This window comes from Maribacter sp. ACAM166 (assembly GCF_005771495.1).
Taxonomy (GTDB): Bacteria; Bacteroidota; Bacteroidia; order Flavobacteriales; family Flavobacteriaceae; genus Maribacter.
Map to the genome: position 1 here is coordinate 57,632 of NZ_VAUW01000015.1, position 16,581 is coordinate 74,212.

A 16,581-nucleotide genomic window follows, 5' to 3' on the forward strand; every position below is an offset into this window, starting at 1 on the left:
ATATACTATTAAGTTAATGAGAGTTTTAGTTTTCAGAAAGTGAACTATTTATTTCTTCAGAGACAATATACCTATTTTCTTCCTTTTTCGAACGGATTAATATTTCACCGATAAAACCGGCTAAGAACAATTGTGTACCTATGACCATAGCGATTAATGAGAGATAGAACTGTGGGCGATCTGTAATTAATCTACCAAATTGATTGATAAACAGTTTATCAATACCTAAATAAAGAGCAAAACCGAAACCAATTAAGAACATTAAAACGCCTAAAGCACCAAATAGATGCATTGGACGTTTTCCAAACTTTGAAACAAACCAAATGGTAAGTAAATCTAAAAAGCCATTTATAAAGCGCTCCATACCAAATTTTGTTTTTCCGTACTTACGAGCTTGATGTTTCACTACTTTTTCGCCAATTTTGGTAAAACCGGCATTTTTTGCCAATACAGGAATGTATCGATGCATTTCGCCAGAGACCTCAATATTTTTAACAACGTCTTTTGCATATGCTTTTAAGCCACAATTAAAATCATGTAATCGAACGCCAGACGTTCTTCTTGCTGCCCAATTAAATAATTTAGAAGGAGTGTTTTTGAAAATTATAGAATCAAAACGTTTCTTTTTCCAGCCAGAGACCAGTTCATAATCACCCTCGGTAATCATCTGATAAAGTTCTGGTATTTCTTCTGGGTTATCTTGCAAATCAGCATCCATGGTAATGATGACATCACCTTTTACAGCTCTAAACCCTGCATGTAGGGCTTGTGACTTTCCGAAATTCCGCTGAAAATGAATTCCTTTTACCGCGGGGTTTGTTTTTGCAAGATCAGATATGATGTTCCAAGATTCATCTGTACTGCCATCATCTACAAAGAGTATTTCATAAGAAAAATAATTGGATTGCATTACGGATACAATCCAATCATGAAGTTCTTTGAGAGATTCTTCTTCGTTAAGTAATGGAATTACTATAGATAACTGCATGCGCTACTTCTGGTGTTGCCACCAAAAATACTACAATTACTTAGGTATTAATAAGCAGCTTCTTCTTTTTTCACGATTAAACCCGTAATAAGGCCAACAATTAAACCGATTACAATGTTCATGATAAGAATTACAGGATACGAAATCCAAGCAAAACTCTTTTGCATTTCAATACCTTGATCAATCTGTTCTTCTGTAAGATTTGGATTTTGTTCCATGGCCTTTACTTTACCAATTTCAAGCACTTTGTCCATATACCCTGGTTCTAAAATATTAGAAAGGACAAAAAACCAAATTAGTCCAATTATACCTGCTATTAATGCAACACCGGCACCTACTTTCAAGGCTTGTGAAATACTTAAAAGTCCGCCGCCTTCTTTTTTGAATTGTAAAATTCCAATAACAATACCTGCGGCTAATATTAATGTTTGAGTTACCTGTACCCCAATACTTTGGTCGTAATGCATATTCATAGTGAATAACATAATAGCGAATACTACGCCAATGGTACCTGTAAGTACTCCGTAATTCAATGCGAATTTTCCAGTTTCTGGTTTATTCTCTTCCATGATTTTTATTAATTAAAGGTTGATTATCTTATGAGTATCGATAGATTAAATAATGTTACAAAAGTGATCAAATTTATTTTGAATATTTTTCAGCGTTTCTGATTGTTCATTTAGAGTTTTTTATTAAATTTGCAAGCTTAAAATGAGTGCCCGTCGGAATGGGTGCAATAAAGTTTTCAAAATGAGAAAAGACATACACCCAGAAAATTATAGGATAGTGGCCTTCAAGGACATGTCCAATGAAGAAGTATTTTTGACAAAATCAACAGCTGATACTAAAGAAACTATAGAGGTTGAAGGTGTTGAATATCCATTGGTGAAATTGGAAATTTCAAGAACATCACATCCTTTTTATACAGGTAAAGCTAAATATTTGGATACTGCAGGGCGTATCGATAAATTTAAGAACAAGTACAAGAAATTTATAAAGGAAGATAAAAAAGAAGAAGAAGAAGACTAGAAGTTTTTTAATTTACTATTCTTTCATAGAATATAGCGCCCTCGAAAGTCTTCGAGGGCGTTTTTTTTATTCAACTTGGTTTTGAGTACACTTAACCATAAAATATAGTAGCTATAGAGATATTTGTTAAATTTGATAAAAATCATCTTGCATGAATTATATTCTTTTTGACGGCCCACAAAGGGATTATTTATTGCCATTTACATTTACACGCCCAGTTTCAGAAATTCGTGTTGGTATAATGACTTTGCGGGAACGGTGGGAAGTCTTCTTGGGGGTTTCAATGACTTCTTACACAGAAGATTATCTTAACGTAAAATACCCTATTCATTTAGAGGATTTAAACGTATTTATAGATGCATCTATTTTGCCTACATTAGAATTGGTTAAGGCGGTTAGTATTTTAAAGATTGGCGATGTGTTGATAGTGAATGAGCTTGTCATTGCCTATTATGGTAGTGAGCCAAAGAGTGTCGAACAACTAAGCGAATTTAATAGAATAGAATTTGAATCTACTTTCGTACAGATTAAAAATACGTGGAATATTTTCGAAAAAAATGCTGAGATTTTACAATCTGATTTTGATTTCCTTACCAAAGGACGAACTAGTCAGCCAATTTCAAAAACAAATCGGTTAATACATTCAGAGCGAATTTTTCTTGAAGAAGGAGCAAAAGTAGAATTCAGTATTCTGAATGCCACGGATGGACCAATTTATTTAGGTAAAAATTCTGAAATATGGGAAGGTAGTCTCATACGTGGCGGACTTGCGCTTTGTGAACATGCAATTGTAAAAATGGGAGGTAAGTTGTATGGTGCTACTACAATAGGGCCTTACAGTAAGGTTTGTGGTGAGATAAGTAACTCGGTCATTTTTGGATATTCAAGTAAAGGTCATGAGGGCTATTTAGGAAATGCTGTTTTAGGAGAATGGTGTAATATAGGTGCTGATTCAAACAACTCTAACCTTAAAAATAATTACGCCAAGGTGCGCTTGTGGAATTATGCGACGGAAAGTTTTGAACAAACCGGTTTGCAGTTTTGCGGTCTCATGATGGGTGACCATAGTAAGGCTGCGATTAATACGATGTTTAATACGGGCACTGTGATTGGGGTTAACTCAAATATTTATGTACCAGGGTTTCCTAGAAATTTTGTTCCTAGTTTTAGTTGGGGAGGAGCATCAGGATTTACTTCATATCTGCCAGAAAAGGCTTTTGAAGCCGCTAAGGTTATGATGGCTCGAAAGGGAGTGGAGTTTGATGATGTGGAGGCTAATATTCTTCAACATGTTTTTAAAATAACCGAAAAATGGAGAATGTATTAAGAATTTTGTAGACTGCAAATATCATGCAGTAAGGTCTTTTTAGACCCGACTAACTTTAAGTACTTTTACAATCCGTAAGAAATATTTTATTCGATGAAAAAAAAGGTAGCCTTTTATACTTTAGGTTGTAAGTTGAATTTTTCAGAAACCTCCACGATAGCCCGAAGTTTTGTAGATGAAGGATTTGACCGTGTAGATTTTACTGAAAAGGCAGATATGTATGTCATTAATACCTGCTCTGTAACTGATAATGCGGATAAAAAATTCAAGACAATCGTAAAACAGGCTCAAAAAATAAATGAAAAGGCCTTTATAGCTGCCGTTGGCTGTTATGCACAATTAAAACCAGAAGAATTAGCTGATGTTGATGGTGTGGATTTAGTGCTTGGGGCAACTGAAAAATTTAAAATCACAGATTACATTAATGATTTAACTAAAAACGACTACGGTGAAGTACATTCATGTGAAATAGCCGATGCCGATTTTTATGTAGGTAGTTATGCAATTGGTGATAGGACCAGGGCATTTTTAAAAGTACAAGATGGTTGTGATTATAAATGTACCTATTGCACTATTCCTTTAGCTCGTGGTATATCTAGGAGCGAAACATTAAATAATGTTTTGAAAAATGCTGCTGATATTTCGGCACAGGGTATTAAGGAAATTGTTTTAACGGGAGTAAATATAGGTGATTACGGTAAAGGTGAGTTTGGAAATAAGAAGCATGAACATACATTTTTAGATCTTGTGAAAGCATTGGATGGTGTGGAAGGAATTCATCGCTTACGAATTTCATCTATTGAGCCTAATCTTTTAAAAAATGAAACAATTGAATTTGTTGCTCAAAGTAAAACCTTCGTTCCTCATTTTCATATACCATTACAAAGTGGAAGTGATGCTTTATTGAGGTTAATGAAGCGTCGGTATATGACGAGCCTATATACGGAGCGGGTTCAAAAAATTAGAGCAGTAATGCCTGACTGTTGTATTGGTGTAGATGTTATTGTTGGGTTTCCTGGCGAAACCGAAGAGCATTTTTTAGAGACGTATCATTTTTTAAATGATTTAGATATCTCTTATTTACATGTTTTCACCTATTCTGAACGTGATAATACGCCGGCAGCTACTATGAACGGTGTAGTGCCTAAAAAAGTAAGAAGCAAGAGAAGTAAAATGTTACGTGGCTTATCCGTAAAAAAAAGAAGGGCTTTTTATGAGCGGCAAATTGGTAATGAACTTACTGTTTTGTTCGAGGGAGAAAATAAGGAAGGCTATATTCATGGTTTTACTGAGAATTATGTAAAAGTGAAATCTCCATGGAATCCAGAGTTGGTAAATACGCTTCACCAGGTGAAGTTAAAGGAAATAGACAACGATGGTCTAGTGCGATTTGATTTTGTCAATAAAAAAGCAGAAGTATAAAAAAAGCCTTTCATGTGAAAGGCTTTTAGTTTTTTAGATACGAATACCGATGGGTAACATTTCTTTGTACTGTAATCGGTTTTTTCTTAAAAATCCTGCGATGTGCGGACTTGTAGGAACCACTCTAAGATTCCTTTCTTGAATGGTATTTAGAACAGCTTTGATGAAATTTTCTCTAAAACCTTCGTCGGTAATTTCTTCAGGAACTACTAGTTTGGTCAGAAAGACTTTACGTTCTTGAGAAGAGTATTCGATTCTGGCAAGATGACCATCTACGGTCGTTTCAAATTGACGCAAAAAAGAATTGTCCTTGATAATAACATCGTTCATATAGATTATTTTAGTGTTGCTACGAGACAAAAAAATTACGATGTTCTCATATCGTAATTAACTATTTTTGAATTGCTGTAAAGATTACAACCCATGAAGATAGGTGATTTTAGCATTCTATTTCAAAAGTAGTTAAAAAATTACTAATTTCCTATCTTATACTACGTTTGACATCTATGAATGACAATAAAATACATATATATTGTATGCCTGGTATGGCTGCTAGTTCTGCTATTTTTGAATATATTAAACTGCCAGAAGATACATTTAAATTGCATTTCTTAGAATGGAGTATACCAGAGCGTGGTATTTCTTTTTCAGATTACGCTAAGACTATGTGCTCTAAAGTTGAATTTGATGACGCTGTCTTATTGGGTGTTTCGTTGGGCGGATTGCTAGTTCAAGAAATGTCAAAATATATTAATGTAAGAAAGGTGATTATTATATCTAGTGTTAAGAGAAGTAGCGAACTTCCGAATAAAATGCTTTTCGCAAGATATACTAGAATTCATAAATTACTACCTACAGGTTTAGTTAATAATGTAGAACTTTTGGCCAAGTATGCTTTTGGGGAGTCTGTAGTTAAAAGATTGGCGCTTTATGAGCGTTATTTATCTATTAGGGATAAAAGCTATATTGATTGGTGTATAGATAAATTGGTGAATTGGCAGCAAAAAGTGCCACCAGAAAATTTAGTACATATACATGGCGAAAAAGACACTGTTTTTCCAATCATAAATATTGAAGATTGCATACCTGTACAAAATGGAACACATACGATGATCATTCATCGGGCAAAATGGTTTAACGAGAACTTACCAACAATTATTTTGGAATAAGATAGTTCTATATATACCTTTGGTTTATACAATGTTGAAAGAAATAATTTATAAAATAAGAATCATGAAAATCATAAAAAACATACTGATGTTAATGGGCGTCGTATTTTTAGCAGGAACATTAATATTTGCAGTTCAAGCGACAGGATCAGGTGCAGAAAACGATACTAAAATTGTTACTGATAGTCTTCAGAAAAATGTAGCTAAAGAATATAGAATTTCATCCATCGATATACCTCAAGATTTAAATTTTGCAGGGGAAAAGGTACCACAAGCTGATCCTGAGATTATGGAGCGTGTTGATCGCGAATTTTTGGTAAATACCTATTGGCAATCAAATGCACTTTTGTTAATGAAACGAGCCAATAAATATTTTCCAATCATTGAGCCTATACTAGCGAAAAATGGGATTCCAGATGATTTTAAATACTTGGCAGTAGCAGAGAGCGGTTTGACCAATGTAGTTTCTCCTGCAGGAGCAACAGGTTTTTGGCAGATTATGAGAGCAACAGGTCGGGAATATGGCCTTGAAGTGAATTCAAATGTTGATGAACGTTATCATTTGGAAAAATCAACTGAAGTGGCTTGCGAGTATTTAAATAGATGGAAAGACAAATATGGTAGTTGGGCATTAACTGCTGCTGCGTATAATGCTGGACCAGGAGCTATTAATAAATATATGGGCATTCAACAGGTTGATAATTACTGGGATTTACTTTTAGGCAGTGAAACGGGTCGATATGTTTTTAGAATTATGGCAATAAAGGAAATCTTAGCCAACCCAGAAAAGTATGGCTTTCATATAGAAAAGGAAGATATGTATGTGGATGTACCGACTTTTACAGTTGAAATAGATAAACCGGTAGCTGATTTTGCAGATTTTGCCCAGGAATATGAAATAAATTACAAGATATTAAAACGCCACAATCCATGGTTAAGAGAGCCGCATTTAAACAATAATTCTGGTAAAAAATACACAGTAGCAATACCTAATAAAGGATATTATAGAACGAGCAAGTAGTTTAGATTTTTTTCATTTGTTTCTGCATCATTTTTATCTGGTCAGTCAACATATTGTTTTTGTCTAATTTCTTCGCTTCATTAAGTAACATGGTAGCTTCTCTTTTGCGCCTTTTTTGCATAGCAATACCGGCAAGACTTAGTTTTGCCATCGCAACGTCATAATCCATAGTAAGACCAAGCTTCAACGCTTTTTTGAAATACTTCTCTGCCTGGGTAAGATTCGTTTGCGAAAAAATGATGCCATGTAGGTAGTTGTAATAACCTTGTTGTTTTACGGTTAGTGAAGCCTCTGGACGTTTAATTTTATCCAACCAATTTTTTGTACCGGTCAAATCTTGTTTTCGCATTCGTAAAAAGGCTAAAAGTATGATTTCATTTCTAAAATATAAGAAGATAAAAATCGAGGATAATAGAATTAGAGAAATGCCATTACCTATATTACCTTCTATAAATTGATATATGGCAAAAGCGATGATTAGTCCTGCGATGACTAATTTTAAATTTTTATTGAACATATAACGTAGATTTTTATCTAATTGATAGCGAACCAAAATTTTTTAATACTAGTTGGTAACCTTGGTAAAAATAAAGCACTAAAGTATCTAGATTTAATTTTGGCAAAAATAGTCAAAAGCTAGGTTTACAGACGTACGGATTTATAAAAATATTTTTTTCATAACCCTTGCCAAAGAAAAAACTCTTTGTATATTTGCGCCCAGTTTCACAGAGGATTCTGTAAAATATCAAATAATAGAAAAGGTTTAAGAGATGCCCGGACAAAAAAGAACATATCAGCCGTCAAAAAGAAAGAGAAAGAACAAACATGGTTTTCGTGAGCGTATGGCTTCCGTAAACGGAAGAAAGGTTCTTGCAAGAAGAAGAGCGAAAGGAAGAAAGAAATTGACTGTTTCCTCTGAAACAAGACATAAAAAATAATGATTAGATAGTTTTTAAAATATTTTGGTGTTACTTTTCTTAAAGTAACACCTTTTTTTTGTCCAATTCCCAAAATACAAAGTTCAAAAATGCCAAAAAGAAAAGATTTAAACTCCATTTTATTAATAGGATCTGGACCTATCGTGATTGGTCAGGCGTGTGAATTTGATTATGCAGGTAGTCAGTCATTGCGATCATTACGTGAAGATGGTATTGAAACTATTTTGATTAATAGTAACCCAGCCACTATTATGACAGATCCAACAATGGCGGATCATGTGTATTTGAAACCATTGACCACAAAATCAATAGTTGAAATTCTAAAAGCTCATCCTCAAATAGATGCAGTTTTGCCTACAATGGGCGGTCAAACGGCTTTAAATCTTTGTATTGAAGCTGATAAAAAGGGAATTTGGGAAGATTATGGTGTTGAGTTGATTGGTGTCGATATCGATGCCATTAATGTCACAGAAGATAGGGAACAGTTTAGGGAACTGATGCTGAAAATTGGTATTGGTATGGCACCGCAAGCAACAGCCACGTCTTTCTTAAAGGGAAAGGAGATAGCTCAAGAGTTTGGCTTTCCCTTAGTAATTAGAGCCTCATATACACTAGGTGGAGCGGGAGCTTCTATAGTATATAAGGCGGAAGATTTTGATGAACTTTTAAGCTACGGATTGGAAATTTCACCAATTCACGAAGTCATGATCGATAAGGCCTTAATGGGTTGGAAAGAATATGAGTTAGAATTGTTACGGGATAAGAATGACAACGTTGTTATAATCTGTACCATTGAGAATATGGACCCAATGGGTATTCATACAGGAGATTCTATAACGGTTGCACCGGCTATGACATTGTCTGATAGAACATATCAGAAAATGCGTGATATGGCAATACACATGATGCGCAGTATTGGGGATTTTGAAGGTGGATGTAATGTGCAGTTCGCAGTTAGTCCAGATGAGAAAGAAGATATAATTGCAATCGAAATAAACCCAAGGGTTTCAAGGTCATCGGCTTTGGCATCTAAGGCAACAGGATATCCTATTGCAAAAATAGCGACTAAATTGGCTATTGGGTATACGTTAGATGAACTGGATAATCAGATTACTAAATCTACTTCCGCTTTATTCGAACCAACTTTAGATTATGTAATCGTAAAAATACCACGATGGAATTTTGACAAGTTTGAAGGTTCTGATAGAACTTTAGGATTGCAGATGAAATCCGTAGGAGAAGTTATGGGTATCGGCCGATCATTTCAAGAGGCATTGCACAAAGCAACACAATCCTTAGAAATAAAACGAAATGGTTTAGGAGCTGATGGTAAGGGGTATAGGAATTATGAACAGATAATCAGTAAATTGACTATTCCAAGCTGGGATCGCGTTTTTGTAATCTACGATGCTATTCAAATAGGAATTCCCTTGAGTAGGATACACGAGATTACTAAAATAGATATGTGGTTTCTAAAACAATATGAAGAGCTTCATTTCTTGGAGAAAGAAATTTCAAAATATACTATTGCTACGCTCTCCAAAGAGTTGTTATTAGAAGCAAAACAGAAAGGATTTGCTGACCGGCAAATAGCGCATATGTTAGATTGCTATGAGAGTGAGGTATACAATAAGCGTACGGAATTAAACATAAATAGGGTCTATAAGTTAGTAGATACATGTGCAGCCGAATTTAAGGCGATGACTCCTTATTATTATTCAACTTTTGAAGCAGAGATTGAAAAGCCCGATGGAACGCGGTATGTTGAAAATGATAGTATCGTTTCTGATAAGAAAAAAATTGTAGTACTAGGATCTGGACCAAACCGAATAGGTCAAGGAATAGAGTTTGATTATTGCTGTGTACACGGTGTTTTGGCAGCAGCTGAATGTGGTTATGAAACCATTATGATTAATTGCAACCCAGAAACGGTTTCGACCGATTTTGATATAGCAGATAAGCTTTATTTTGAACCAGTTTTTTGGGAACATATCTATGACATTATTCGTCATGAAAAACCAGAAGGAGTTATTGTTCAGTTAGGTGGTCAAACGGCGCTTAAATTGGCAGAGAAACTATCCAAGTATGGTATAAAAATTATTGGTACAAGTTTTGAGTCTTTAGATTTAGCAGAAGACAGAGGACATTTCTCAGAACTTCTACTAGCTAATAATATACCGTTTCCTCAATTCGGTATTGCAGAAACAGCCGATGAAGCATTGGTGCTTTCTGATGATTTGGACTTCCCGTTATTAGTTCGACCGTCTTACGTGTTAGGTGGACAAGGGATGAAAATTGTAATCAACAAGCAAGAACTTGAAGAACACGTTGTGGATCTTCTACGTAAAATACCAAATAACAAACTGTTGTTAGATCATTACCTAGATGGAGCAATAGAAGCTGAAGCTGATGCTATTTGTGATGGAGAAGATGTATATATCATAGGTATAATGGAGCATATTGAGCCTTGTGGTATACATTCTGGAGACTCAAATGCCACTTTGCCGCCCTTCAACCTAGGAGAATTGGTAATGCAGCAGATTAAAGACCATACTAAAAAAATTGCGTTGGCTTTAAACACAGTAGGTCTGATTAACATACAGTTCGCTATAAAAGATGAAGTTGTTTACATCATTGAAGCGAACCCAAGAGCATCGCGTACAGTGCCTTTTATAGCAAAAGCCTATAAGGAGCCTTATGTAAATTATGCCACTAAGGTTATGTTGGGTGAGAAGAAAGTGAAGGATTTTAATTTTAACCCTCAGCTTGAAGGTTTTGCTATTAAGCAGCCGGTATTTTCGTTCAATAAATTCCCTAATGTGAATAAAAATTTGGGTCCAGAGATGAAGAGTACTGGAGAAAGTATTCTTTTTATAGATAGTTTAAAGGATGATGAGTTTTATAATCTTTATGCTAGACGTAAAATGTACTTGAGTAAATAAGTGCACATTTTTAAATGTTAAGAATTAGATAGAAGGAAAACGTGGCTTATACTATAGTTTTCCTTCTTCATTTCATATCAAAATTTCTTTACTTCCGGCGTTGTTAATATGGATTATAAAATCTTTATTAAAGTCGATAAACACCCTACTACTGTCCACATTTTTATACGTGTGGCTCTAATTGTATAAGCTACTATCAGTTGTGAAAAGGTATCAAGTCTGAAGCTTCCATAACTTAAAGTTCATTTGTTGAAGCTAATTGTTTTAAATTTTATTTTTAGACAAAAGCCAACTAGTAAACCAACAACTCGGTATTCGTCTGGCGCTATTTTTTCTGCGGATGATTTTTAACTAAATCACTCAATTGAAGTCCTAAATAATACATGTGTTGCACTTACAGGTTGAACTTATCATTTGATTAAACGTAAAGAGTCAATTTATGATTTTTTAAGTATGGATTTGTATTACCTCGGTAAAATACTTCAGTATAAGTATAGATTATTAAGGTGGACTTAAACCATCTTTCTTGTAGATGTCATATTATCTGTGATAACGTTTGGATTTGCTCTCAAATATAAGGGTATGGAAGAAGAGCTTTTAGATGCAGTTAAACCAACACCTTAATAAATAGTCTAATAGCTTAACGAGCTATTGTTTTTAAACTGATAAGCTAATAGAGGGGGTGCTTGAATGCTAATTGTACCAGACAGCATATCTTTTTCGCCGTAGCTCGATTGCTAGTTGCGCTTCCATTTTTAAGGCTTCTGTTTTTGTTGAAATAGGCCCTATGTGATTGTATAGACTACCACGTAGGTATAAACCATATTTATTAACAATAGAAGAAGAAAGGTTATGCCCCTTTTTGCTTACAGCTCCTTTTTTATGTTGTTCAAAGCGTTCTTTAGGTGTCTTACTTGTCATACCTACATATAAACACTCTAAGACGCCATTAAACTGTGGGTTGGCTTCTCTAAACTTTCTATTTTCAGTATAGACCTTCTTAGATAATTCAATTACATAAATGCTGTATTTGAAGTTGGGCATAAAATACGTTTTGCTTTGGTTTTTAAATTTTGAAACTTGATAATATGCCTTAGGGTTGATACTAATAATATATTTGAATTGTCCAAAAACTTGATTAGTAGTGAGGAGGTTAATTTTTTCTACCCTTAAAATGGTCCATCGTTTTATAAATACCCAATACGTTTCCAGTAAACCAATCAAAAATTGAAACGGGTAAAATGGCTTGAGCGAATCGGGTTACCCGATAAATATATCCAGGAATTGAAACCATTTTTTTCTCCTTGGCTATGGATTTGATGATGGTTAAAGCGGTTGCTTCTGGGTCAAGAATGGGGATTTTAGACTTTACACCCTCAAACATGCCTGTATTAATATAATAAGGCATTATTGTAGTTACCTTAATATTCTTGTTTAGTTGTTCCATTTCTAGACGTAAACTATCTGAAAAGCCAATCAATGACCATTTACTGGCTACATAAACAGACATTTTTGGATTAGATAGTAAACCGCCAGAGGAGGAAATATTACAGATATGTCCTGAATTTTTAGACAACATAGTATCAATAAATGCATGAGTGATAAGGATGGGAGCATTCACATTAATATTCATTGTATTTGCAATATCTACTTTTGAATGTTCATGGAAATAAGTACCTACAATGATACCTGCATTGTTAATTAAAACATCAATACCACCAAAATCTGATAGTACTTGTGAAGCAGCGTTTTTTATTTCTGAACTATTAGAAACATCAACCTTCATTACGGTGAGCTTTCCTAAAGATGAATACTTCAATCTGACCTTTTCTGAATTTTCTTCATTTATATCCCAAATGATAACAGTAGCGTCACGTTCCATTAGTAATCGAGCCATGATTTCTCCAATACCGGAAGCTCCACCAGTAATAAGAGCTATTTTATTTTTAAAATTATCCATATACTTTTCTTAGAAATATCTAGGTCTTTTCTTTTATGCTTTCAAAGAAACGTTGTAAACAAATAAATTGAGGTAAATCGATTATTCTCGGTCTACCTCAATTCCATCTGTTGTAAAGGAGAACGCTTGGGCTCCCAAACCACCCACCATTACCGCTTGAAATAATGGTTTCAATTGTTTTTTAGAATACCAATCTATTATGAAATTTGCCCCACTACCACCAGAAGTGTCCTGTTGTTCTATTACGTAGTCAATAGACTCCATTGGTTTAAGGAAAATAGGAGAATCAATATAGCTTCTTACCAAATCTCCCTGTGTATTATAATAATCTATTGTACTCACAAAAAGACTGTCTCTAATGCTTGTGTTTCGAATACTCAACGTAGCTGTGAGTAAGGTTCTGGTATCTCTGGTCTGATTATAGATATCAGAATAGATAGGTACATAAACCTGTCTTATTAGCGAATCTATTATGCTCGGGTTTATCCTCCTATCAAGCATATGCTCATCGAGTATCTCAATAGGCATTTCTTCCTTCTTTGGGTCTTTACACGAATCAAGTGATATCAGAAATGTAAACGAAAGGCAAATACCTAGTATAAAAATGATTGATTTTTTCAAATTTCACTATTTATGCACCCCATTCTGTGTGAAAAACACCTTCACGATCTATTCGCTCGTATGTATGTGAACCAAAATAATCACGTTGTGCTTGGATAAGATTTAAAGGTAATTTACTAGATGTATACCCATCAAAATACGTAAGTGAATTTGATAGTCCTGGTAGCGGTATACCATTTGTTGCTCCAAAAGCAACTAATTTTCTAGCAGCGTCTACAGTATCTTTTATCTTGCCAACAAAGTTTGGTGAAAGTAAAAGGTTTGGTAAATCAGGTTCAGCTTTAAAAGCCTCTGTAATATCTGCCAGTAAACCTGCACGTATGATACAACCTGCACGCCATATTTTGGCGATTACAGAAATATCCAATTTGTATCCGTATTCTTTAGAAGCATCGGCCAATTGGTGTAGACCTTGTGCATAGGTGATTATAAAAGAGAAATACAATGCCTTTTCAGATAACTCGGCCAATTTGTCCTTATCCATATGTTTCACTACAGGTCTATCGTAGAGCGCATCTGCCTTGATTCTTTCATCTTTTAATGCAGATAGTTCTCGCATACTTACAGCTACATCTATCGATGGCACGGGTATACCTAGGTCCATTGCATTTTGGCTAGTCCATTTTCCGGTACCTTTTTGTTTTGCTTTATCTAATATTTGATCCACCAAGCGACCTTTAGTAAGGTCATCTTCTTGCTCAAAAATTTCAGAAGTAATTTCAACTAGAAAAGACTGTAGTCTTCCAGAATTCCATGTTGAAAAAGTGGAATGAAGTTCATCATTAGTATAATCCCCTCCTTTTTTAAGGATATCATATATTTCAGAAGTTAATTGCATCAATCCATATTCAATACCGTTGTGAACCATTTTCACGTAATTTCCAGCAGATTTAGGGCCTAAATAAGCAACACACGGCTCTCCTTCATACTTAGCGGCTACCGCCTCAAAGATTGGTTTGATATGTTCGTAAGCAGGTTTTGAGCCACCGGGCATAATACTTGGGCCTCTACGTGCACCTTTTGCACCACCTGATACGCCAGCACCAAAAAAGTTTATACCCCTATTTTGTAATTCAGCTTCTCTACGATCGGTATCGGTAAAAAAGGAGTTACCACCATCAATAATGATATCTCCCTTATCAATATGTGGAAGTAACGATTCAATAACAGCATCTACAATCTTACCGGCTGGCACCAACAGCATTATTTTTCGTGGTTGTTTTAAATTTTTGACAAAGGTTTTAATATTGGTTGAAGCATCAACTTTATCTAAATCTCCTCCTTCATCTTTCAGAGAATTTACCTTCTCCACATCCAAATCATATCCATAAGCGGAAAATCCATTGTCGGCTACATTAAGTATAAAATTACGTCCCATTACTCCAAGACCTACCAAACCAAAATCGTACATAAAAAAATATTTAAAAAGTTATCAATACTTGTAGGAATTTATCCTGCAATAGGAATTCCATAAACCTATTCGGTGTAAATCAAAATTAATTTAAAATATTGACTTTAATCGTTAATGCAGTTGCAAAGCAACGTAAATTTGCTTTTATTATCAATATATTTTATAATAAGTATAGAAAGCGTTTATGAAGAATACAGACAATCAAATGCTCATAATTTTTGGAGCATCTGGAGATTTAACCGCAAGAAAATTAATACCTGCAATATTTAATCTATATAAGGGGAACCATCTTCCCGACAATTTTGTAGTATTAGGTGTGAGTAGAAGTGATTTAGGCGACTTGAACTTTAGGAATAAGGTTGTCTTGGAAAGCCCCTATTTTGAGGACGATCGCAAGGATAATGATGAGGAGTATATTCAAAAATTTGCAGATAAATTATTTTATGAGGATTTAGGGTCTGATTACGACACCTCTTATGAGCGCTTAGAAAAACGTATTTCTGATCTGGATCAAAAATATGGTACGAATGGGAATCATATCTTTTATCTTTCTACACCACCTAGTTTGTATGAGCCAATAGCAAAAAATTTATCTGACCAAAGTTTGAACAATGAGACCAACGGTTGGCGAAGGCTAATTGTCGAAAAGCCATTTGGTTATAGTCTTGATTCGGCGAAGGAATTGAATGATGGTCTGCATTCCTATTTTAAGGAAGGACAAATATTTAGAATAGACCACTATTTAGGTAAGGAAACAGTACAGAACTTATTGGTTACTCGGTTTGCTAATAGTATTTTCGAACCACTTTGGAACAGAAACTACATACATCACGTAGAAATCTCCAACGCAGAAAGTGTTGGTGTCGAAAAAAGGGGAGGCTATTACGATACATCTGGGGCATTGAGAGATATGTTTCAAAGTCATTTGTTACAGATTGTAGCTTTGATTGTTATGGAGCCACCATTGAGTGCAAATGCTGAGGAAATACGAAACGAAAAACTTAAGGCGTTGAAGTCCCTTAAAATCATGAATGACGACCAAACGCTTTTTAATAATACTATTAGAGCGCAATATGTAGCGTCTAAGGTTGATGGTGAAGAGGTGAAAGGGTATCGAGAAGAGGACGGGGTAGATAAAAACTCAACTACTGAAACGTATGCGGCCATTAAATTTTTTGTAGATAACTGGCGCTGGGCAGATGTACCTTTCTATGTAAGAACGGCAAAACGTATGCCGACGAAAGTAACCGAAGTGGTAATTCATTTCAAAACACCGCATCATCAGATTTTTAAAGAATCTGGGATGAGTAATAAAGACAATAAATTGATTATTCGTATTCAACCAGATGAAGGCATATTAATAAAATTCGGAGTTAAGGTTCCTGGGCAAGGTTTTGAGGTCGAACGTGCTAATATGGATTTTTATTATTCAAGTTTAAGCGAAACGCGTGTTATGGATGCCTATGAGCGATTATTGCTAGATGCAATGCAAGGTGATGCAACTTTATATGCCAGAGCAGATGAAGTTGAAGCTGCATGGGCCTTTGTGGATCCTATTCTCAATTATTGGGAAAAAGGTAAGAATGTTAAAATGTACGGTTATGCTGCTGGAGTATGGGGTCCTGAAAATGCAAATGATCTTATTGAAGGCGTTGGGGAATGGCGTAACCCAAGTGAAAATTTAGCAGATGATCCTGGGTATTGCGTTATCGATTAAATTATTAAAAGAAGTATTCGAATTACATTACATAAA

At 34.9% G+C, this 16,581-nt stretch carries 17 protein-coding genes; 9 read left to right on the forward strand and 8 right to left on the reverse strand.

Features of this window, described 5'->3' with window-relative positions:
* Window positions 1-25 precede the first annotated feature (25 nt).
* Together ES765_RS11810 and ES765_RS11815 are read right to left on the reverse strand one after the other, a co-directional pair.
* Window positions 26-988, reverse strand: a complete 963-nt coding sequence (locus ES765_RS11810; protein WP_138114528.1) for a glycosyltransferase family 2 protein — start codon at window positions 986-988, stop codon at window positions 26-28.
* A gap of 47 nt (window positions 989-1,035) precedes the next feature.
* Window positions 1,036-1,557: a DUF4199 domain-containing protein gene (locus tag ES765_RS11815; RefSeq protein WP_138114529.1), complete on the reverse strand. Its 522-nt coding sequence runs from the start codon at window positions 1,555-1,557 to the stop codon at window positions 1,036-1,038.
* 181 nt (window positions 1,558-1,738) lie between these two features.
* Here ES765_RS11815 and ES765_RS11820 point away from each other — a divergent pair, with 181 nt between their 5' ends.
* From ES765_RS11820 to mtaB, 3 genes are all read left to right on the forward strand, one after another.
* Window positions 1,739-2,017, forward strand: a complete 279-nt coding sequence (locus tag ES765_RS11820; protein WP_138114530.1) for a type B 50S ribosomal protein L31 — start codon at window positions 1,739-1,741, stop codon at window positions 2,015-2,017.
* 151 nt (window positions 2,018-2,168) lie between these two features.
* The gene (locus ES765_RS11825) at window positions 2,169-3,344 is read left to right on the forward strand and encodes a GlmU family protein (RefSeq protein WP_138114531.1); all 1,176 of its coding nucleotides are present in this window, start codon (window positions 2,169-2,171) and stop codon (window positions 3,342-3,344) included.
* 93 nt (window positions 3,345-3,437) lie between these two features.
* Entirely contained in the window at window positions 3,438-4,766 is a 1,329-nt protein-coding gene (gene mtaB, locus ES765_RS11830) for a tRNA (N(6)-L-threonylcarbamoyladenosine(37)-C(2))-methylthiotransferase MtaB (protein ID WP_138114532.1), read from the forward strand.
* 33 nt (window positions 4,767-4,799) lie between these two features.
* Here the strand turns inward: mtaB and ES765_RS11835 are convergent, their stop codons facing one another.
* Window positions 4,800-5,096 carry a GNAT family N-acetyltransferase gene (locus ES765_RS11835; protein ID WP_138114533.1) on the reverse strand — a complete coding sequence of 99 codons (297 nt, stop codon included), beginning with the start codon at window positions 5,094-5,096 and terminating at the stop codon, window positions 4,800-4,802.
* 176 nt (window positions 5,097-5,272) lie between these two features.
* Here ES765_RS11835 and ES765_RS11840 point away from each other — a divergent pair, with 176 nt between their 5' ends.
* Both ES765_RS11840 and ES765_RS11845 read left to right on the forward strand, forming a co-directional pair.
* Window positions 5,273-5,935, forward strand: a complete 663-nt coding sequence (locus tag ES765_RS11840; RefSeq protein ID WP_138114534.1) for an alpha/beta hydrolase — start codon at window positions 5,273-5,275, stop codon at window positions 5,933-5,935.
* A 64-nt stretch (window positions 5,936-5,999) separates the two neighbouring features.
* Complete coding sequence (locus ES765_RS11845) at window positions 6,000-6,956, forward strand: lytic transglycosylase domain-containing protein (RefSeq protein ID WP_138114535.1); 957 nt, start codon at window positions 6,000-6,002, stop codon at window positions 6,954-6,956.
* A gap of 1 nt (window position 6,957) precedes the next feature.
* Here the strand turns inward: ES765_RS11845 and ES765_RS11850 are convergent, their stop codons facing one another.
* Window positions 6,958-7,473, reverse strand: coding sequence for a DUF2892 domain-containing protein (locus ES765_RS11850; protein WP_138114536.1), 516 nt, complete (start codon window positions 7,471-7,473; stop codon window positions 6,958-6,960).
* Between the two features lie 253 nt (window positions 7,474-7,726).
* Between ES765_RS11850 and rpmH the strand changes: the two genes are divergently transcribed.
* The 3 genes from rpmH (at window position 7,727) to ES765_RS22905 (ending at window position 11,352) form a co-directional block, all read left to right on the forward strand.
* Window positions 7,727-7,894, forward strand: coding sequence for a 50S ribosomal protein L34 (gene rpmH, locus ES765_RS11855; RefSeq protein ID WP_027067351.1), 168 nt, complete (start codon window positions 7,727-7,729; stop codon window positions 7,892-7,894).
* A gap of 89 nt (window positions 7,895-7,983) precedes the next feature.
* Window positions 7,984-10,836 carry a carbamoyl-phosphate synthase large subunit gene (carB, locus tag ES765_RS11860; RefSeq protein ID WP_138114537.1) on the forward strand — a complete coding sequence of 951 codons (2,853 nt, stop codon included), beginning with the start codon at window positions 7,984-7,986 and terminating at the stop codon, window positions 10,834-10,836.
* A gap of 414 nt (window positions 10,837-11,250) precedes the next feature.
* On the forward strand, window positions 11,251-11,352 hold the full coding sequence (locus ES765_RS22905; RefSeq protein WP_410504552.1) for a Pycsar system effector family protein: 102 nt from the start codon (window positions 11,251-11,253) through the stop codon (window positions 11,350-11,352).
* A 177-nt stretch (window positions 11,353-11,529) separates the two neighbouring features.
* Here the strand turns inward: ES765_RS22905 and ES765_RS11865 are convergent, their stop codons facing one another.
* The 4 genes from ES765_RS11865 to gndA all read right to left on the reverse strand — a co-directional run bounded on the left by ES765_RS11865 (window position 11,530) and on the right by gndA (window position 14,828).
* Window positions 11,530-11,880, reverse strand: coding sequence for a GIY-YIG nuclease family protein (locus ES765_RS11865; protein WP_138114538.1), 351 nt, complete (start codon window positions 11,878-11,880; stop codon window positions 11,530-11,532).
* Window positions 11,881-11,989: 109 nt separating this feature from the next.
* On the reverse strand, window positions 11,990-12,796 hold the full coding sequence (locus ES765_RS11870) for an SDR family oxidoreductase (protein ID WP_138114539.1): 807 nt from the start codon (window positions 12,794-12,796) through the stop codon (window positions 11,990-11,992).
* A gap of 81 nt (window positions 12,797-12,877) precedes the next feature.
* Window positions 12,878-13,417, reverse strand: a complete 540-nt coding sequence (locus tag ES765_RS11875) for a DUF3124 domain-containing protein (RefSeq protein ID WP_138114540.1) — start codon at window positions 13,415-13,417, stop codon at window positions 12,878-12,880.
* 10 nt (window positions 13,418-13,427) lie between these two features.
* Window positions 13,428-14,828 (reverse strand): NADP-dependent phosphogluconate dehydrogenase, encoded by a 1,401-nt coding sequence (gene gndA, locus ES765_RS11880; RefSeq protein WP_138114541.1) that lies wholly within the window; start codon window positions 14,826-14,828, stop codon window positions 13,428-13,430.
* Window positions 14,829-15,012: 184 nt separating this feature from the next.
* Here gndA and zwf point away from each other — a divergent pair, with 184 nt between their 5' ends.
* Entirely contained in the window at window positions 15,013-16,545 is a 1,533-nt protein-coding gene (gene zwf, locus ES765_RS11885; RefSeq protein ID WP_138114542.1) for a glucose-6-phosphate dehydrogenase, read from the forward strand.
* Window positions 16,546-16,581 lie beyond the last annotated feature (36 nt).